Genomic DNA, 19,380 nt, shown 5'->3' on the forward strand with positions numbered 1-19,380 from the left:
CCAATCAACAACAACAATGGTGATTCTGATGTATTCCTGTGCCCGACTTTCCGTAGCCCCTCTCCGCATGCTCCCTGCACAGCGCCAAGCGCGCTGATCCGCCCGAATCGACGTTCCTTTCGCCGCGCCACGCCTGGAGTATTGCCATGCTGACCTTCCTCGGCTTTGCCATGGTCATCACCTTCATGTACCTGATCATGACCAAGCGCCTGTCGGCCTTGATCGCGCTGATCCTGGTACCGATCCTGTTCGCCCTGTTCGGCGGTTTTTCCGCCAAGATCGGCCCGATGATGCTCGAGGGCATCAGCAAGCTCGCACCTACCGGCGTGATGCTGATGTTCGCCATCCTCTATTTCGCCCTGATGATCGATTCCGGCCTGTTCGACCCGGCCGTGCGCAAGATCCTCAAGCTGGTCAAGGGCGATCCGCTGAAAGTGTCCGTCGGCACCGCGGTACTGGCCCTGGTGGTCTCGCTCGACGGTGACGGCGCCACCACCTACATGATCTGCTGCGCCGCCATGCTGCCAATGTACAGTCGCCTGGGCATGAGCCCGCGGATCATGGCCGGCCTGATCATTCTCGCCGGCGGGGTAATGAACATGACCCCCTGGGGTGGCCCGACCGCCCGCGCCGCCAGCGCCCTGCACGTGGACCCGTCGGACATCTTCGTGCCGATGATCCCCGCCATGCTGTTCGGTGTGCTGGCGATCCTGGCCATCGCCTACATGTACGGCAAGCGCGAACGTGCCCGCCTGGGCGAGTTGCACCTGCCCACCGACGACATCGACCACAGCCAAATTACCGTTTCGCAGTACCCGGACGCGCGCCGGCCAAAATTGCTGTACTTCAACGGTGCCCTGACCGCTGCCCTGATGGTCGCGCTGATTGCCGGCGTGTTGCCGCTGCCCGTGCTGTTCATGATCGCCTTCAGCATCGCCATGATCGTCAACTACCCGTGCCTGCAGCAGCAGAAAGACCGCATCGCCGCCCACGCCGGCAGCGTGCTGGCGGTCACCGGGCTGATCTTTGCCGCCGGCATCTTCACCGGCATCCTGTCGGGCACCGGCATGGTCGACGCCATGTCCAAGAGCCTGCTGTCGGTCATCCCCGAGGCGTTGGGCCCATACCTCGCGGTGATAACCGCGATCGTGAGCATGCCGTTCACCTTCTTCATGTCCAACGACGCATTCTACTATGGCGTGCTACCGGTGCTGGCCGAAGCTGCCAGCCACTACGGCATCAGCCCGGTGGAAATGGCCCGTGCGTCGATCGTCGGGCAGCCGGTACACCTGCTAAGCCCCCTGGTACCCTCCACCTACCTGCTGGTGGCCCTGGCCGGGATCGAGTTCGGCGATCATCAGCGCTTTACCTTGAAGTGGGCAGTGCTGGTGTGCCTGTGCATAATGCTCGCCGCGCTGCTGATGGGGATTTTCCCGCTGTTCAGTAGTCTTTAATAAACACGTATTTCCCTAACGCGACGCGCCCGGATCCGGGCGCGTCGCCTTTACCGTTCGAAGGAAGACACATGGAATGGCTGACCAGCCCGGAAATCTGGGTTGCCTTTTTTACCCTTACCGCGCTTGAGATCGTCCTCGGTATCGACAACATCATCATGATCTCGATTCTGGTCAGCCGCATGCCCAAGCACATGCAGCCGCGCACCCGGATCTTCGGCCTGGCCCTGGCAATGGTCACTCGTATCATGCTGCTGCTGTCGATCACCTGGGTCATGCGCCTTACCGCCGACCTGTTCGTGGTCCTGGGCCAGGGCATCTCCGGGCGGGACCTGATCCTGTTCTTTGGTGGCCTGTTCCTGCTGTGGAAAAGCTCGCAAGAGATCTATCACGGCCTGGAAGGCGAGGACGAAAACCCGGAAGAACCGAAAGGCGCGGGTGGCAAGTTCTTCTACACCATCATCCAGATCGCCATCATCGACATCGTGTTCTCGCTGGACTCGGTGATCACTGCGGTGGGCATGGTGTCCCACGTACCGGTGATGATCGCCGCGATCATCGTCGCCGTGCTGGTGATGATGCTGTGCGCTGGCACCATCAGCGATTTCATCGACAAACATCCGTCGTTGAAAATGCTCGCACTATCGTTCCTGATCGTGGTCGGTACCGTGCTGATCGCCGAATCTTTCGACGTACATGTGCCTAAAGGCTATGTCTACTTCGCCATGGCGTTCTCGCTGGCGGTGGAAGCCATCAACATCCGCATGCGAACTGCCTTGGCCCGCAAGAACGGCAAAGAGCACGAGCCAGTGAAACTGCGCAAGGACATTCCGGGTCAATAAGATCAGGAAGTGCAGGACAAAGGGCCCTTCGGGCCCTTTTTTCATTTCCGCCATATTTCAAACAAATGACAGCCATGCGAAGCTGGCGACAGCTCCGCAGAACAACTAAAGCTTTGAGTGAGCACTGAAAATTCTTCAAATGCTCACGCTTCGTCTCTTGGCCCTCTGGGCCAATGCAACAGGGGGCCGTCGCCATGCTGACCCTGCTCAACCTGCTCTCGGCCGTTACGCTTCTGGTCTGGGGCACCCACATCGTTCGTACCGGCATACTCCGGGTATTCGGCTCGAGCCTGCGGCGCATCATCAGCCAGAACATGAGCAAACGCCCGCTCGCGTTCGTCGCAGGCATTCTGGTCACAGCCCTGGTGCAAAGCAGCAACGCCACAGCCATGTTGGTCACCTCGTTCGTCGGCCAAGGCCTGATGGCCATGACCCCGGCCTTGGCAATCATGCTCGGCGCCGACGTGGGTACCGCGCTGATGGCCCGGGTGCTGACCCTGGACCTGTCCTGGCTGTCGCCGCTGCTGATCTTCCTGGGTGTGATCTTCTTCCTCTCGCGCAAGCAGACGCGGGCGGGCCAGCTGGGCAGGGTAGGGATCGGGCTTGGCCTGATCATCCTGGCACTTGAGCTGATCGTGCAGGCAGCTACACCGATTACCCACGCCCAGGGCGTGAAGGTGCTGTTCGCTTCGCTCACCGGCGACATCATGCTCGACGCCCTGGTCGGCGCACTGTTCGCCATGATTTCCTATTCCAGCCTGGCCGCCGTGCTGCTCACCGCGACACTGGCCGGCGCCGAAGTGATCAGCCTGCCAGTGGCCATCGGCCTGGTGGTGGGCGCCAACATCGGCAGCGGATTGCTGGCCTTCATCAGCACCAGCATGCAGAACGCCGCTGGACGCCGTGTGGCCCTGGGCAGCCTGCTGTACAAGCTGATCGGCTTGCTGCTGATCATCCCAGTGCTGCACCCGCTGGTGGGTTGGATGGACTCACTGAGCTTCAGCCCACAGGAGCTGGTCATCGGCTTCCACCTGCTCTACAACACGCTGCGTTGCCTGATCATGCTGCCCACGGTCAAACCCATGGGCAGGCTGTGCAACAGCCTGCTGCCCGAACGGGAAAACGGCAACGGCCAGATTCGCCCGCGCCATCTCGACACCTCGGCGCTGGAAACACCCAGCCTGGCCCTGGCCAACGCCTCCCGCGAAACCCTGCGCCTGGGCGATATCGTCGACAGCCTGCTCGAAGCCATGCTCGGTGCCCTGCGCGGTACCCAGGCCGCCTTGCCGCAGCAGGTCCGCGCCCTGGGCGAGGACGCCGAAGCCTTGTACAGCGCGATCAAGCTGTACCTGGCGCAGATTTCACGTGAAGGCCTCAGCGAACAGGACAACCGCCGCTGGGCAGAAATCATCGAACTGGCGATCAACCTCAAGCTGGCCTGCGACCTGATCGAGCGTATGCTGCGCAAGGTCCAGCAGCAGAAAACCAGCCAGCGCCGGGAGTTCTCCCAGGTGGGCCTTGAAGAACTCACCGGCTTGCAGGAACAGCTGCTGGCCAACCTGCGCCTGGGTTTGTCGGTGTTTCTCAGTGCCGACCCGGAAAGCGCCCGTCTGCTGCTGCGGGAAAAACGCCGATTTCGCGCACAGGAACGGCGCCTTGCCCACGCCCATGTCAGCCGCCTGCAGCGCAAGGTAGTGCAAAGTATCGAGACCAGTTCGCTACACTTGGAGCTGATCGCCGACATGAAACGGTTGAACTCTTTGTTCTGTAGCAGTGCCTATGTGGTACTGGGCGGCTCGGACACGGGCGGGCTGATGCTCGACAGCGTGCCGGACGAAGCCCGCCTGCCGTGATTTCGCCTACCTGAGGACCCAAGCTCGCCCATGCGTTGCCTGATGTTCGTATGCCTGCTGATCTGCAGCCTGCCCTCATTCGCCCTCGACCGCTCGCGAGTTGAAGGTTACCTGTTGCCCAACGGCCTGCAGGTCATCCTGAAAAACGGCTATGAACGTGACCATGTAGCGATTCGTCTGGTGGTCGGCGTCGGCCTGGATGACTTCAATTGCGAGCAGAAAGAGCTGCCGCACCTGCTCGAGCACCTGCTGTTCAGCGGCATCGACGCAACCGGCGAGGGTGGCCTGGAAGAGCGCCTGCAATCGCTGGGAGGCGAGTGGAATGCCTACACCAGCAGCGCCGACACCACCTTCGTCATCGAAGCCCCGGCGCGCAACCAGCGCAAAGTCCTCGACCTGCTACTGGCGGTGATCCACGAAACCCGCATAGATGCCAAGGCCCTGGCCACCGCCAAGCGCATCATCGAGCGTGAAGATGGCGGCCATTATGGCCACCTGCAGCGCTGGCTCGACCGCCAGGACATCGGCCACCCCGCCAGCGACCAGTTGGCCACCGAGCTAGGCCTGAAATGCCCGGAGCGCTCCAACCTCGACGACATGACCCTGGAGCAGGTGAACACCTTGCGTGACCGCTGGTACGCGGCCAACAACATGACCCTGATCGTGGTCGGCGGCCTCGACCGCCTGCTGCCGGCCTACCTGGAGCGCACCTTTGGCGAATTGCCCGCCACCGAGCCGGAGGAGCGCCGCACCCTGGAAAGCATCGGCCAGCAAGCTGAACAGCGCCGCGACCTGACCCGCGGCTGGCTGGGCGACAGCGTCAAGCTGCACTGGCTGTTCGTCGAGCCGGTGCTAGACAACGACCATCAGGCCACCCTCGACCTGCTGTCGCACTATCTGGATTGGGCGCTGTATGACCAGCTGCGCTTGCGCAACGGGTTGTCCTACGGCCCTTCGGCACAACGCGAGAGCTTCGGCGACACTGGCCTGCTGAGCCTCAATGCCGACCTGGAGCGCGAGGACGTCGACCAGGCGGTCGAGGTGATGCAGAAATTGTTCGATCACCTGCGCAAGGAAGGCCTCGACCCGGACACCTTCGAGCGCATCAAGTACGCCAGCGTCGCCAAGGAAAGCTGGAGCACCCAGGGCAACAGTGCCTTGGCCGACTACTATTGGGGCGCGCTGAACGACTATAGCGACGGACGCTTCGCCAACCCGGTGCGCAAGCTGCGGCAGGTCAGCCTGGCGCAGGCCAACGAGGCGCTGAAGGAACTGCTCAAGGAAGATGGCTATGTGCGTATCGAAAAGCCGTTGCTTGGCTATGATGAACTCTATGGGCTGGTTGCCTTGCTGTTGGGGCTGATCCTGGCAGCGGGGCTGTTGCGCTGGCGTCGGCATGGTCCGGAAAAACCGAGCGGTGCTACACGCGAGCAGTGAAACGACGGTATCCTTTTGCCAGTACCGGCCCATTCGCGGGTATCGCAACGCGGTCCCTGTGGGAGCGGGTTCACCCGCGAAGAAGCCGGCACAGCCACCATATCCTTTCTGTTGTAGCCCCCAATGCCCCAAATCCCCCACATCGTCCAGCGCATCATCGAACTGCTCAAACGCTACCCCGGCATCATCGCGCTCGGCGGTTTCCTCTCCGGCATCGGCAGTTTCATACTAGTCGACCGCCAGGCTGGCCTTGCCAGCTGGGTAGCTGTGCTCATGCTGGTCAGCTGGCTCTGGCTGATGCTGGAAAACACCCTCACCGGCCTGTTCGCGCGCACCTTCAACCGCGAAATACCGCAGCCATTGCTGCGCTATGCGACACAGATGATCCACCAGGAATCGCTGTTCTTCGTACTGCCGTTCTTCTTCATCACCACCACCTGGAACAGCGGCCAGTTGGTGTTCACCGGCCTGCTTGGTGCCGCCGGGCTGATTTCGATCATCGATCCGCTGTACTACAAGTGGCTGGCACCGAGGCGCTGGCTGTTCCTGGCGCTGCATACCCTGACCCTGTTCGCCGCCCTGCTGACCGCGCTGCCGATCATCCTGCACCTGACCACCGCGCAAAGCTTCAAGCTGGCCCTCATCGCAGCCATGGCCCTGTCGTTTCCCAGCCTTGCCAGCAGCTTCCCGATCAACAACTGGCGCCGTGCCGTGGCCCTGGTGCTGGTCACCCTGTCGGTCGGCGGCGGGGGCTGGCTTCTGCGCTCCTGGGTGCCACCAGCAACCTTGTGGATGACCGAAGTGGCGGTCAGTACCGAAGTGCTGAACCGCCAGCCGGGCGATTCGCTGCACGAAATTGCCGCCAGCCGCATCCGTAGCAGCGGCCTGTACGCCTACACCGCGATCAACGCGCCACGCGGCCTGAACGAGCGGATCTATCACGTGTGGCAAAAGGACGGCCAGGAAGTTGATCGCATTGCCCTGGACATCCATGGCGGGCGCAAGGAAGGCTACCGGGCCTGGACCCACAAGCAGAACTTCCCGCCGAACCCGGTGGGCAAGTGGCAGGTGAGGGTACTGACAGAGGATGGGCAGGTCATCGGTGTGCTGCGCTTCAAGGTGGTCGATGACGCGCCCGCAGGGTGAGTGTAAGGGGCCCCTTTGCGGCCCATCGCCGGCAAGCCAGCTCCCACCGGGCCAGCGATAACCCGCTCCATGTGGGAGCTGGCTTGTCGTGGCGACGAACCGCGGCGATGGGCTGCAAAGCAGCCCCCAAGGTCCGTGAAGACAGCACATAATCACCAAACAGCCCATGCCCGCTGCGCTATGATCAGGCCCTAAGCCTTAGCGCCGAGTCAGTAGCATGGAGCCGATGACCACCCCCAGCGCCACCCTGGACACCAGTAGCCAACCGGCCTGCCTGCGCATTACCGGTGACTGGACCCTGGCGCACTACGCCAGCCTCAAGCGTGAGAGCGAGCGCCTGCGGGCGCAATATGCTGCCGATACCGTCGCCGACCTTAGCCAACTGGGACGCCTGGATACCGCCGGTGCCTCGCTGCTGGCCGAACTGCTCGGCTCCGAACGTCTGTCCCGCTGCACCCATGGCCTGCCCGAAGCCAGCCGCGCCCTGCTCAAGAATGTCTACTGCTCGGTGCAGGACTACTGCATTCCGGTCAAGGAACCCGAGCGTAACGTGCTGCTGTTGCTTCTAGAGCGCATCGGCTGCGCCGTTGGCAACTTGTGGCAAGACACCCTGCAGGTGCTCGGCTTCGTTGGCCTGATCCTCGAAACCCTGCTACGCCGTGCCCTGCAACCCCATCGCTGGCGCTTTACCCCGGTTGTGGCGCACATCGAACAGACCGGTCTGGACGCCGCGCCCATCGTCGCCCTGCTGACCTTCCTGGTGGGCGCGGTGGTGGCCTTCCTCGGCGCCACGGTGCTGGCCGATTTCGGCGCAACCATCTTCACCGTCGACCTGGTGGCATTCTCGTTCCTGCGAGAGTTCGCCGTGCTGCTGACCGCCATCCTCATGGCCGGCCGCACCGCCAGCGCGTTCACCGCGCAGATCGGCTCGATGAAGGCCAACGAGGAAATCGACGCCATCCGCACCCTGGGCCTGAACCCTATGGAGATGCTGGTGGTGCCGCGCGTACTGGCGCTGTTGATTTCGCTGCCCTTGCTGACCTTCATCGCGATGATCTGCGGCATCGTCGGCGGCGCGGTGGTGTGCGCGCTGTCACTGGACATCTCGCCAGCCATGTTCCTGTCGCTGCTGCAAAGCGACATCGGCGTGCAGCACTTCCTGGTCGGCCTGGCAAAGGCACCGTTCTTCGCCTTCCTGATCGCCGCGATCGGCTGCCTGGAAGGCTTCAAGGTCAGCGGCAGCGCCGAATCGGTGGGCGCACACACCACCTCGGCGGTCGTGCAGTCGATATTCGTGGTCATCGTGCTGGATGCGGTGGCTGCGCTGTTCTTCATGGAGATGGGCTGGTGAATGGCCAGGAACGTGTGATCGAGGCCCGGGGCATCTGTAACCGCTTCGGCCGTCAGAGCGTGCACGAAAACCTCGACCTCGACCTGTATCGCGGCGAGATCCTCGCCGTGGTCGGCGGCTCGGGCAGCGGCAAGTCGGTGCTGCTACGCAGCATCATTGGCCTGCGGCGGCCCGACGAAGGGCAGATCAAGGTGTTCGGCCAGGACTTGGCCGGCCTGCGCGAAGAGCAGCGCTCACTGGTCGAACAGCGCTTCGGCGTACTGTTCCAGAAAGGCGCGCTGTTCTCTTCACTGACCGTCACCGAAAACGTGGCATTGCCACTGATCGAGCACGCAGGGCTGTCCCGCGCCGATGCCGAGCACCTGGCCGGAGTTAAGCTGGCCTTGGCCGGGCTGCCGATCTCGGCCGCCGACAAGTACCCGGCTTCGCTTTCGGGGGGCATGATCAAGCGCGCGGCGCTGGCTCGTGCCCTGGCACTGGACCCGGACATCCTGTTTCTCGACGAACCCACCGCCGGCCTGGACCCGATCGGCGCCGCCGCCTTCGACCAGTTGATCCTGACCCTGCGTGACGCCCTGGGCCTGTCGGTATTCCTCATCACCCACGACCTCGACACCTTGTACACCATTACCGACCGCATCGCCGTGCTGTCGCAGAAGAAGGTCCTGGTGGCCGGCCCGCTGGCCGAGGTCGAGCAGACCGACGACGCCTGGATTCAAGAATACTTTCATGGCCCACGCGGGCGCGCAGCCGAGCAGGCCGCCACCCGTGCCGGGCAGGAGCGCTGAGCAATGGAAACCCGAGCCCATCACGTTCTTATCGGCCTGGTCACCGTCCTGGTGGTGGCCGGCGCCATGCTGTTCGGCATGTGGCTGGCCAAATCGAGTGTCGACGACGCCTTCAAGGACTACGAAGTGGTGTTCAACGAAGCCGTCTCCGGCCTATCCCGCGGCAGCCCGGTGCAGTACAACGGCATCAAGGTAGGCGATGTGTCCACCCTGCGCCTGGACCCGAAAGACCCGCGCCGGGTACTGGCACGGGTGCGCCTGAGCGCCGACACCCCGGTGAAGGAAGACACCCAGGCCAAGCTGACCCTGGCCGGCGTGACCGGCAACTCGTTCATCCAGCTCAGCGGGGGCACCCCGCAAAGCCCCGAGTTGAAAGGCAAGGACGGCAAGCTGCCGGTGATCATCGCATCGCCCTCGCCAATCTCGCGCCTGCTCAATGACAGCAGCGACCTGGTGACCAACATCAACCTCCTGCTGCATAACGCCAACCAGATGTTTTCCGAGGACAACATCGGCCACCTCAGCAACACCCTGTCCAACCTCGACAAGACCACCGGCGCCTTCGCTGGCCAGCACGGCAGCATCACCCAGGCCATCGAGCAGCTGGTGCAGGTGGGCAAGCAGGCCAGCGCCACCCTGGCCGAAACCCAGGCACTGATGCGCAATGCCAACGGCCTGCTGGGCAGCGAAGGCAAGCAGGCAATCGGCAGCGCCGAGCAGGCCATGCAGTCACTGGCCGAGAGCACCGCCACCATCAACCGCCTGCTCGAGGACAACCGCGAAGCCATCGGCGACGGTGCCCAGGGCCTGAACCAGCTGACCCCGGCGATTCGCGAGCTACGCGAAACCCTAAACGCACTCAAAGGCATTTCCCGGCAACTGGAGGCCGACCCTAGCGGCTACCTGCTCGGCCGCGACAACAACAAGGAGTTCCAACCATGAAACCGTCGCTGCGCCTGCTGGCCCTGGCGGCCGCACTGAGCCTGGCCAGTGCCTGCTCGATCCTGCCGCAGAGCGAGCCCGTCGACCTGTACCGTCTTCCGGTGAACCAGCCCGGCCGGACGGCGCCGGCGCTGGACTGGTCATTGCGCCTGAACAAGCCGCTGGCCAGCGAAGTGCTGGCCGGGCCACGGATTGCAGTGATTCCCCAGGGCGATGTGGTCAGCAGCTACAAGGGCGCGCGCTGGAGCGACGCAGTGCCGGTGCTGCTGCGCAACCGCCTGCTCGACGGTTTCCAGCGTGACGGCCAGGTACAACGCCTTAGCGCCGACGACAGCAACCTGCAAGCCGACTACGAGTTGGCTGGCGAGCTGCAGGCGTTCCAGACCGAATACCGCGCGGGCGGGGCGGTGGAGGTGGTGATCCGCTATGACGCACGCCTGGTCCAAGGCCGCAACCAGCGCATTCTGGCCAGCAAACGCTTCGAAATCCGCCAGCCGCTGGCCGACAAGCAGGTGTCAGCGGTGGTTGCCGGCTTCGGGAAAGCCTGCGACCAGCTGACCGGGCAGGTGGTGAGTTGGACCATTGCGCAAGCAGCCAGCGTTCCCGCTCACTGAACCCCTGCCTGCTTTTTGTGGGAGCGGCCTTGTGTCGCGAAAGGGCCGCGAAGCGGCCCCGGCATTCTTGCATGAGCGCCGAAATCCTGGGGCCGCTGTGCGGCCCTTTCGCGACGCAAGGCCGCTCCCACAAGGGTCCGCGTCAGGCGAAGAACCAGTAGCAGACGAATATCGCCGCGATCACACCGGAAAACTCCGCCAGCAAGGCGCAGCCGACGGCATGGCGCACGCGCTGGATACCCACCGCACCAAAGTAAACCGCCAGCACGTAGAAGGTGGTTTCGGTACTCCCCTGAATCGTCGCCGCCACCAGCGCCGGGAAGCTGTCCACACCGTGGGTCTGCATGGTCTCGATCAGCATCGCCCGCGCCGCACTGCCGGAGAACGGTTTGACCAGCGCCGTGGGCAAGCCCTCGACGAAGCGGGTGTCCAGGCCCAGCCCAGTCACCGCATGACGAATACCGTCCAAGGCCAGCTCCAGGGCGCCTGAGGCCCGCAATACACCCACCGCCACCAGCATCGCCACCAGGTAAGGCAACAGGCCCTTGGCCACATCGAAACCTTCCTTGGCGCCTTCGACAAAGGCTTCATACACCTTGACCCGCTTCAAGGCGCCGATCACCAGGAACAGGGTGATCACGCCAAACAACGTGAGGTTGCCCAGGATCGACGAAAGGCTGGCCAGCGCGGCCGCCGAAAGGGTGCCGAGAAAGGCCATGAAGCCGCCCAGCAGCAAGGCACCGGGAATCAGGTAGGCAAGCACTACCGGGTCCCACAGGCGCAGGCGCTGCATCACTGCCACCGACAGCAGGCCGACCAAGGTGGAGACGCTGGTGGCCAGCAGGATTGGCAGGAACACTATGGTCGGGTCCGCCGCACCTTGCTGGGCCCGATACATGAAGATGGTCACAGGCAGCAGGGTCAACGACGATGCGTTGAGCACCAGGAACAGGATCTGCGCGTTGCTCGCCGTGGTACTGCTGGGGTTCAACTCCTGCAGCGCGCGCATGGCCTTCAGGCCGATCGGCGTGGCGGCGTTGTCCAGCCCAAGGCCGTTGGCGGCGAAGTTCATGGTGATCAGGCCCAGGGCCGGGTGGCCGGGCGGAACTTCCGGCATCAGCCGGGCAAACAGCGGGCCGAGCACCTTGGCCAGCCACTCGACGATGCCAGCCTTCTCGGCGATCTTGAGAAAGCCCAGCCACAGGGTCAGCGTGCCGAACAACAGCACCATCACCTCGACCGACAACTTGGCCATGGCGAATATGCTCTCGACCATCGCCGCGAAGATGCTGGCGTTGCCGCCTATTAGCCATTGGACCAGGGCGGACACTGCCGCCACCAGGAAAAAGCCAAGCCAAAGGCCGTTGAGCATCCGTGTGTTCCCCCTGAAAAATGCCCGAATGATAGCGTATCGGGGCGCATGGCTGGAGACCGCAGACCTGACACAGGGATCGCGCAGGCCTCGAGAAAAGGGTCCGCGAGCAGCCTGGAATCTCACAGGCAACAAAAAGCCCCGACAGGTCGGGGCTTCTTGTTCAGCTCATCAGGCTCAGCGCTTGGCAGCTTCGCCAACCATGGCCGCTTCCTGCTTGCCGGCCATCAGCGAGGCGTAGTACTTCTCGCCCTTGGCGGCGTCGTACATGCCTTCCCAGCGCGCGATGACCAGGGCTGCCAGGGCGTTGCCCACAACGTTCAAGGCGGTACGAGCCATGTCCATGATGCGGTCGACACCGGCGATGAAGGCCAGGCCTTCCAGCGGGATACCCACGCTACCCAGGGTGGCCAGCAGCACCACGAAGGAAACACCCGGTACGCCAGCGATACCCTTGGAGGTGACCATCAGGGTCAGCACCAGCAGCAGCTGCTGGCTCCACGACAGGTCGATACCGTACAGCTGGGCAATGAAGATGGCCGCGATGCTCTGGTACAGGGTCGAGCCGTCGAGGTTGAACGAGTAGCCGGTCGGTACCACGAACGAGCAGATCGACTTCGGAGCACCGTACTTCTCCATCTTCTCGATCACGCGCGGCAGCACGGTTTCCGAGCTGGAGGTGGAGTAGGCGAGAATCAGCTCATCTTTCATGATGCGCATGATCTTGATCACCGAGAAGCCGAACAGGCGGGCAACCAGGCCCAGCACCATGAAGGCGAAGAAGGCGATGGCGAAGTACACCAGTACCACCAGCTTGGCCAGCGGCAGCAGCGAGCTGAACCCGAAGTTGGCCACGGTCACGGCGATCAGGGCGAACACGCCGATAGGGGCGTAGTTCATGATCATGTGGGTGACCTTGAACATAGTCTCGGAAACCGCCTGGAAAGTACGCACCAGCGGGTCGCGCAGCTCTGCCTGCAGGCTCGACAGGCCCAGGCCGAACATCACCGAGAAGAAGATGATCGGCAGCATTTCGCCACGCATCAGCGCTGCGAAGATGTTCGACGGGATCAGGTTCAGCAGGGTTTCGATGAACGCATGCTCATGCTGCACCTCGGCCGCGGTAGCCTGGTACTTGGAGATGTCCACTGTACCCAGGGTGCTCATGTCGATGCCGGCGCCCGGGTGGAACAGGTTGGCCAACACCAGGCCGACGACGATGGCGATGGTGGTCACCACTTCGAAGTAGATGATGGTCTTCAGGCCGATGCTGCCCAGTTTCTTCGCGTCGCCAACCCCGGCGATACCCACGATCAGCGACGAAATCACGATCGGGACGACGATCATCTTGATCAGGCGAATGAAGATGTCACCAGCGGGCTGGAGGACGTTGCTGATCCACCATGCCTTTTCTGCACTGAAATGATTCAGTAGAGCGCCGATTGCAACACCCAGGACCAGACCGATGACGATCTGCCAGGCGAGGCTCAGTTTTGCCTTCTTCATGTCTTTACCCTTTGTTCTAGTGGTCATGGGCACCCAACGGAAACGCGCGTAACAGAGCCGTTGGCTAGGTCACGGGCAGCAGCTGCTTCCGTCCGGCGACTTCATGTAAGGACACCGCAGGCGAGCGACAGGGGCGCTCGGCCGGCGAAAAAGGCGGCAACTATTGCGATGGCAAAGGGGGAAATCTAATGCCGGAAACGCATAGCCCATGCCGTTTATGCATAACATTTCTGACCAAAACGGAAGGTTTGCAAGTGCTTGATTTATAACGTTCGGAATCCCGAACAAGACCAAACCGCCATATTTAGGCAGATTTGGCAGGGTATAAATGGCATTGAAGATGGCTTGTTCGACAATCCGAATGGCTGAAATGCCGCTTGAACAAGCGCTGGGGGGATCGAAAAAAATTTGATGTACGGTCGAGACAAAATGTGTCCCGAAGAAGAAATCGCGCAGGAAGAGAGGTTTCCTACATGGCTCCTCGGAAGTCAGGTCTGGTCAGGTGCCTTGATGCCCCCCCCGACCTGAAACTTCCGATTCCGCCTTTCCTGACCCGGCCCATTGCTGGAGGCACTCCCTGTACCCCTAGGCCACTCCGATCCTGCAACAATCAGAACAGCCCGACCCCTTGGTCATGTGCAGCCCCTCCTCGGGGCGGCGCATCATAGAAGGCTGAAATATAGAAAGGTTCAGCTTCTATTACGTGACAGTGCATGACCTTTCATCCGTACCGGGTACAAACGCTCAGTACCAGTTCGGGTCACGCTTGAGCTGCTCCTGCAGCATCGCTTTCATGCCGTCGTCCGGCTCACCCAGCCAGCGGTACTGTGCGTGGCGGGTGGGCGACTTGTCGTTCGGCAGACCTTCGGGCACCTCCACGAGCATCCCGTAGGCATCATCCTTGTCCCAGCTGAACGCCACGATCAGGCGCTTGTAGGTGCAGTTGTCCTTGCCTTCGCACAACGGGCCGACCAGGTACTTGTCGCCGTCTTCGGTAACGGCAGACATCTGCTGCTGGGAACTGCCGGTCAGATTGACCACCCAGTCAGGCAGGCGTTCCTCGCCTTTGATCGTGTCCTGCCAGGTTTCCCTGTACTCCGGGTCCGAGCCGAGCAACTGGTCGACCCGGACCTGGCCGTCATTGGCCGCCATCGCCGCCGCACTGCCACCCAGTAACAGGGCGGCAGCCAGGGCTGTCCAACGCTTCCTGCCCATCTTCAACCTCGTCCACGTCCAAAGAAGAAGGAGGCTACGAACAGCACCAGGAAGACAATGAACAGAATCTTCGCGATACCCGTGGCAGCGCCCGCGATACCACCGAAGCCCAGTACGGCGGCGACAATGGCGATGATGAGGAAAGTGATAGCCCAACTCAGCATGGTGGTTCTCCTTTCTTTTTCGGAATCGGTTCAGCCGGCGGTCAGAACACCCAGCGGTCCTGGGGTACGACATTTTCCAAGGTGGCCGGTGACGCAGTGGCCTGGCCGGTTGGCAGTGGGTCGGCGGCCTTGACCAGGGTGTTGGCACGGGTTGCCTGAATCTGCGTCAACAGGGCGGTCTGCGCCGCCACTTGCTCGGCCAGGCGTGCGGTCTGCCAGCTGTAATAGAAGAGGCCAGCGGCCAAAGTCAGTACCAGCGCCAGGCTGAGTGACAACACCTGGCGCAGGGGCAGTGCGGCGCTCTGCAAGCGGTTGACGGATTGGCAGTTCATGCCGGCTCCTCCTGCTGTAATTCTTGTTCAAACCTGAATAAGTAATTGCAGCCTGCATGCCAGCCTTTTGATTCAAATAAAATCCTTTGAAATCAAGCGTTTAAACAGGAAGACAATAATCGACAGGGACGTATCCTGCACGATGCCGTCCGTAGGGTCGTGCGAATTGCACGATCAACCTTCGACCTTGGTCGCTACCTTGAGCAGGTCCGCGTCCACCCCACGCACGCCGATGATCTGCCTAGCGATTTCCACGGCGATGGTTTTCTGCTCGCTGCTGACCACTTCGCCTGAAAGCCGAACCAGCCCCTCTTCACTGGCCACTTTCAGGTTCAGGCCATCGAGGTTGCGGCTGAAGCGGTAGCTGTTCTGGATCTTGTCGATGATCCAGCTGTCACTCGGCTGCGGCCCGGTCGGCAGCCCAATCGGAGCTTCCCGGGCCTTGGCCATGGCGGCGGTATCGAGGCTGACCAGGTTGTTGACCAGGTGCACGCCCTCCGTGGTGCGCGCCACCACGCCGGCCAGCTCCTTGGCCTCGGCACTGTCGACCTTGCCGCGCAGGGTCACCACACCTTCGCTGCTCTGTACATCTATAGGTGCCTTTTCGGTTATGCGGCTCCATAGCAGCCGAGCACGGATCACGGCGGCCAGGGTGGCATCCTCCAGGCGCTGGGCGTAGGCACGCAATGCCAGCGGGCGCTCCACCAGCTGGGCATTGACCCGCAGTTGGTTGTCAACTTGCTCGATGCCACGGGTAGCCAGAGCCACATGCTCTGCCAGCTGGCGCTCGACGTCGTTCTCCACCTCACCGGAAAGGCGCGCCTGCTTGCCATCCACCTCGACCTGAATACGGAACGGGTCGAGCATGCGGTTCAGCGACAGGGCAGTTTGCAAGGCCCCCTCCAGGCGGGCGTCTTGAACCGGATCGGCGAATACCGGCGTGAACACCGGTAGCAGTGTGGCTGCCAACATGGCGGCTCGGATGGAAAAGGGCATGGCAGTGCCTCCTTTTGTAGGCAAAAACTGAAAATCCTCGCAACCAATGTGCCACCGTGCGCCTCTAAGAAAATCATCTGGATAGCGCGGCCTCCACGCGCTGATTGGCCAGTGGCTAGCATGCAAAGGACAGGTTCCTTCACAATGGACCATGCAACTTGCCCGATTTTTCCCACACTAAATGAAGATCTTTCCTAAAGGAGCGCAGCACATGGAGTCAGCCCAGGACAACCAAGGCCGCATTCTGCTGGTGGATGACGAGTCCGCGATCCTGCGCACCTTCCGCTACTGCCTGGAGGACGAGGGCTACAATGTGGCAACGGCCAACAGCGCCGCCCAGGCCGAGGCCTTGCTGCAGCGCCAAGTATTCGACCTGTGCTTCCTCGATTTGCGCCTGGGCGAGGACAACGGCCTCGATGTGCTGGCGCAGATGCGTATCCAGGCCCCCTGGATGCGGGTGGTGATCGTAACCGCGCACTCAGCGATCGATACGGCGGTAGACGCGATCCAGGCCGGCGCCGCCGATTACCTGGTCAAGCCGTGCAGCCCCGACCAACTGCGCCTGGCTACCGCCAAACAGTTGGAAGTGCGCCAGCTTTCCGCGCGACTGGAGGCCCTGGAAGGTGAAGTGCGCAAACCCAAGGACGGCCTCGACTCGCACAGCCCGGCCATGATGGCGGTACTGGAAACCGCCCGCCAGGTCGCTACCACCGACGCCAACATCCTCATCCTTGGCGAGTCGGGCACAGGTAAAGGTGAACTGGCCCGGGCCATTCACGGCTGGAGCAAGCGCGCGCGCAAATCCTGCGTAACCATCAACTGCCCGTCACTGAACGCCGAGCTGATGGAAAGCGAGTTGTTCGGCCACACCCGCGGCGCCTTCACCGGCGCCAGCGAAAGCACCCTGGGGCGAGTCAACCAGGCAGATGGGGGCACGCTGTTCCTCGACGAGATCGGCGATTTCCCGCTGACCTTGCAGCCCAAACTGCTGCGCTTCATCCAGGACAAGGAATACGAGCGCGTCGGCGACCCGGTAACCCGTCGCGCCGATGTGCGTATACTCGCCGCTACCAACCTCAACCTCGAAGAGATGGTGCGTGAGAGCCGTTTCCGCGAAGACCTGCTGTATCGCCTGAACGTCATCACTTTGCACCTGCCGCCGCTGCGCGAGCGCAGTGAAGACATCCTGACCTTGGCCGACCGCTTTCTCGCCCGCTTCGTCAAGGAATACTCTCGGCCTGCGCGCGGCTTCAGTGACGAAGCCCGCACAGCCCTGCTCAACTACCGCTGGCCCGGCAACATTCGCGAACTGCGTAACGTGGTGGAGCGGGCCAGTATCATCTGCCCGCAGGAACGCGTGGAAATCAGCCACCTGGGCATGGGCGAGCAGCCTGCTGGTAACGCCCCTCGCATAGGCGCTGCACTGAGCCTTGATGAGCTGGAGCGCGCCCACATTGGTGCGGTGCTGGCCGCCAGTGACACCCTTGACCAGGCCGCCAAGACCCTGGGGATCGATGCATCCACCCTGTACCGCAAGCGCAAGCAGTACAACCTATGAAATGGCCGCCCATGAAGCTGCGCACGCGGCTTTTCCTCAGCATTTCGGCGCTGGTCACCGTGGCCCTGCTCGGGCTGCTGCTGGGCCTGGTCAGCGTGCTGCAGATGGCCACGGTGCAGCAGCGACTGGTGCGCGATACCACCCACACCTTGGAAATAGGGCTGAAGTTGCGCCAGAACCTTGGCGAACAGTTGACCCTGATCCTCGATGACGAGACCGCCCCGGAAAACCTGCGGCTGCTGCAAGACAACTTCCAGACCCTGCTCAACCAAGGGCTGGACCAAGGTGGCGAGCGCACCGGCTTCAGCAAGGCCAGCAGCAACTACCAGGCCTTCCTCCAGGCCTACCGCGACAGCCCGGCGCCCTCCCGCAGCATGGGCGTTGACCAACCACTCGGGGCCGCGTTCAACCAGGTCCGCACCGATCTGATCGATTCCCACAAGCAGGCCTTGGAGCACATCACCCGCAGCGAGGAGCACACCCGCGACCACGCCCTGCTGGTCAGCGGCGTACTCGGCCTGATGGGTTTGGTGGTACTGGTACTGGGCTTCATCACCGCGCACAACATCGCCCGGCGCTTCGGCCAGCCGATCGAAGCATTGGCCAAAGCTGCCGACCAACTCGGCAAGGGCGATTTCGACGTCACCCTGCCGGTCACACAGGCCACCGAACTGAACCAGCTCACCCGCCGCTTCGGCCTGATGGCCGATGCCTTGCGCAAGCACCAGGCCACCAACGTCGATGAACTGCTGGCTGGCCAGCAACGCTTGCAGGCCGTGCTGGACAGCATCGACGATGGCCTGCTGATAATCGATCGCCAGGGCCGCCTGGAACACCTCAACCCGGTGGCACAGCGCCAGCTGGGCTGGACCGACAGCCGCGCCGGCAGCAGCCTGGCCGAAGCCCTGCAGCGCCCGGAACTGGAACAGCAGCTACGCCAGGTACTGCGCGGCGGCAACCTCGACCGCCAGCCAGACGACCTGAACATGGACGTCGATGACGAAACGCGCCTGCTCGCCTACAGCCTGACCCCGGTCAGCCACCCGCAAGGGCCGATACTTGGCGCAGTGATGGTGTTGCATGATGTAACCGAGCAGCGCGCCTTCGAACGCGTGCGCAGCGAGTTCGTGCTGCGCGCTTCCCACGAGCTGCGCACTCCGGTGACTGGCATGCACATGGCCTTCGGTCTGTTGCGCGAGCGGCTCAAGTTCCCGCCAGAGGCGCGCGAGCATGACCTGCTGGAGACCATTGGCGAGGAAATGCAGCGCCTGACCCAGTTGATCAACGACCTGCTCAACTTCAGCCGCTACCAGAGCGGGATGCAGAAGCTCGAGCTGGCTCCCTGCGCCATAGACGAACTGCTGGAACGTGCACAACATCGCTTTGCCGAGCCGGCGGCGAACAAGCAGATCGAGTTGATCACGGAGCTGGAGCCGCCGCTACCGCGTATCCAGGCCGATGTCGCCCAACTCGACCGGGTGCTGGACAACCTGTTGCACAATGCCATCCGCCATACCGCCAGCGGCGGTCGTATCCGCTTGCATGCACGACGGCATGCGGAGCGGGTGATCATCAGTGTCGAGGACAACGGCGAAGGCATTGCCTATGGGCAACAGGGGCGCATCTTCGAGCCCTTCGTGCAGGTAGGGCGCAAGAAAGGCGGCGCGGGGCTGGGCTTGGCGCTGTGCAAAGAGATCGTGCAGCTGCATGGCGGGCGCATGGGCGTGTTTTCCCGACCGGGGCAGGGGACCCAGTTCTACATGGCACTACCGGTCTGAATGTACCCTGCCCCCGGCCCCATCTTCGGTGC

General features: G+C 62.5%; 17 protein-coding genes. 11 read left to right on the forward strand and 6 right to left on the reverse strand.

The genetic code is table 11. The features are described from left to right. The first annotated feature begins 146 nt into the window (after positions 1-146). The 9 genes from QN085_RS25105 to QN085_RS25145 all read left to right on the forward strand — a co-directional run bounded on the left by QN085_RS25105 (position 147) and on the right by QN085_RS25145 (position 10,427). A complete protein-coding gene (locus QN085_RS25105) occupies positions 147-1,454 on the forward strand; it encodes a CitMHS family transporter (RefSeq protein ID WP_024087959.1) in 1,308 nt (435 codons plus the stop codon). Between the two features lie 71 nt (positions 1,455-1,525). Then, positions 1,526-2,296 carry a TerC family protein gene (locus QN085_RS25110; protein WP_003256974.1) on the forward strand — a complete coding sequence of 257 codons (771 nt, stop codon included), beginning with the start codon at positions 1,526-1,528 and terminating at the stop codon, positions 2,294-2,296. 194 nt (positions 2,297-2,490) lie between these two features. After that, complete coding sequence (locus QN085_RS25115; RefSeq protein WP_023661571.1) at positions 2,491-4,149, forward strand: Na/Pi cotransporter family protein; 1,659 nt, start codon at positions 2,491-2,493, stop codon at positions 4,147-4,149. Positions 4,150-4,179: 30 nt separating this feature from the next. Further along, on the forward strand, positions 4,180-5,586 hold the full coding sequence (locus QN085_RS25120; RefSeq protein ID WP_023661570.1) for a M16 family metallopeptidase: 1,407 nt from the start codon (positions 4,180-4,182) through the stop codon (positions 5,584-5,586). Positions 5,587-5,709: 123 nt separating this feature from the next. After that, positions 5,710-6,732 (forward strand): DUF5924 family protein, encoded by a 1,023-nt coding sequence (locus tag QN085_RS25125; protein WP_015268494.1) that lies wholly within the window; start codon positions 5,710-5,712, stop codon positions 6,730-6,732. A 217-nt stretch (positions 6,733-6,949) separates the two neighbouring features. Next, entirely contained in the window at positions 6,950-8,083 is a 1,134-nt protein-coding gene (locus QN085_RS25130; protein WP_023661569.1) for an ABC transporter permease, read from the forward strand. Then, complete coding sequence (locus QN085_RS25135; RefSeq protein ID WP_023661568.1) at positions 8,080-8,871, forward strand: ABC transporter ATP-binding protein; 792 nt, start codon at positions 8,080-8,082, stop codon at positions 8,869-8,871. Before QN085_RS25130 ends, QN085_RS25135 begins: the two co-directional genes overlap by 4 nt. 3 nt (positions 8,872-8,874) lie before the next feature. Beyond that, positions 8,875-9,813, forward strand: a complete 939-nt coding sequence (locus QN085_RS25140; protein WP_003256978.1) for an MlaD family protein — start codon at positions 8,875-8,877, stop codon at positions 9,811-9,813. Continuing rightward, a complete protein-coding gene (locus QN085_RS25145; RefSeq protein WP_023661567.1) occupies positions 9,810-10,427 on the forward strand; it encodes an ABC-type transport auxiliary lipoprotein family protein in 618 nt (205 codons plus the stop codon). Before QN085_RS25140 ends, QN085_RS25145 begins: the two co-directional genes overlap by 4 nt. 142 nt (positions 10,428-10,569) lie before the next feature. On the opposite strand, the gene QN085_RS25150 is transcribed toward QN085_RS25145, so the two are convergent. The 6 genes from QN085_RS25150 to QN085_RS25175 all read right to left on the reverse strand — a co-directional run bounded on the left by QN085_RS25150 (position 10,570) and on the right by QN085_RS25175 (position 16,012). Further along, positions 10,570-11,799 carry a spore maturation protein gene (locus QN085_RS25150; RefSeq protein ID WP_023661566.1) on the reverse strand — a complete coding sequence of 410 codons (1,230 nt, stop codon included), beginning with the start codon at positions 11,797-11,799 and terminating at the stop codon, positions 10,570-10,572. Between the two features lie 177 nt (positions 11,800-11,976). Further along, positions 11,977-13,305 carry a glutamate/aspartate:proton symporter GltP gene (gltP, locus tag QN085_RS25155; protein ID WP_003256981.1) on the reverse strand — a complete coding sequence of 443 codons (1,329 nt, stop codon included), beginning with the start codon at positions 13,303-13,305 and terminating at the stop codon, positions 11,977-11,979. A 744-nt stretch (positions 13,306-14,049) separates the two neighbouring features. Next, positions 14,050-14,520: an inhibitor of vertebrate lysozyme family protein gene (locus QN085_RS25160; RefSeq protein WP_003256983.1), complete on the reverse strand. Its 471-nt coding sequence runs from the start codon at positions 14,518-14,520 to the stop codon at positions 14,050-14,052. Between the two features lie 2 nt (positions 14,521-14,522). Then, positions 14,523-14,684, reverse strand: coding sequence for a DUF1328 domain-containing protein (locus tag QN085_RS25165; RefSeq protein WP_003252966.1), 162 nt, complete (start codon positions 14,682-14,684; stop codon positions 14,523-14,525). Positions 14,685-14,725: 41 nt separating this feature from the next. Continuing rightward, positions 14,726-15,016, reverse strand: coding sequence for a hypothetical protein (locus QN085_RS25170; protein WP_013970327.1), 291 nt, complete (start codon positions 15,014-15,016; stop codon positions 14,726-14,728). A 174-nt stretch (positions 15,017-15,190) separates the two neighbouring features. Next, positions 15,191-16,012 (reverse strand): BON domain-containing protein, encoded by an 822-nt coding sequence (locus tag QN085_RS25175; RefSeq protein WP_023661565.1) that lies wholly within the window; start codon positions 16,010-16,012, stop codon positions 15,191-15,193. A 211-nt stretch (positions 16,013-16,223) separates the two neighbouring features. On the opposite strand from QN085_RS25175, the gene algB reads away from it, so the two are divergent. Both algB and QN085_RS25185 read left to right on the forward strand, forming a co-directional pair. After that, positions 16,224-17,570 (forward strand): sigma-54-dependent response regulator transcription factor AlgB, encoded by a 1,347-nt coding sequence (algB, locus tag QN085_RS25180; RefSeq protein WP_015268485.1) that lies wholly within the window; start codon positions 16,224-16,226, stop codon positions 17,568-17,570. After that, a complete protein-coding gene (locus tag QN085_RS25185; protein WP_023661564.1) occupies positions 17,567-19,348 on the forward strand; it encodes a KinB sensor domain-containing domain in 1,782 nt (593 codons plus the stop codon). The genes algB and QN085_RS25185 overlap by 4 nt, the downstream gene beginning before the upstream one ends. Positions 19,349-19,380 lie beyond the last annotated feature (32 nt).

It is taken from the genome of Pseudomonas sp. M2(2023), assembly GCF_030263955.1.
In the GTDB taxonomy this organism is placed as follows: domain Bacteria; phylum Pseudomonadota; class Gammaproteobacteria; order Pseudomonadales; family Pseudomonadaceae; genus Aquipseudomonas; species Aquipseudomonas asiatica.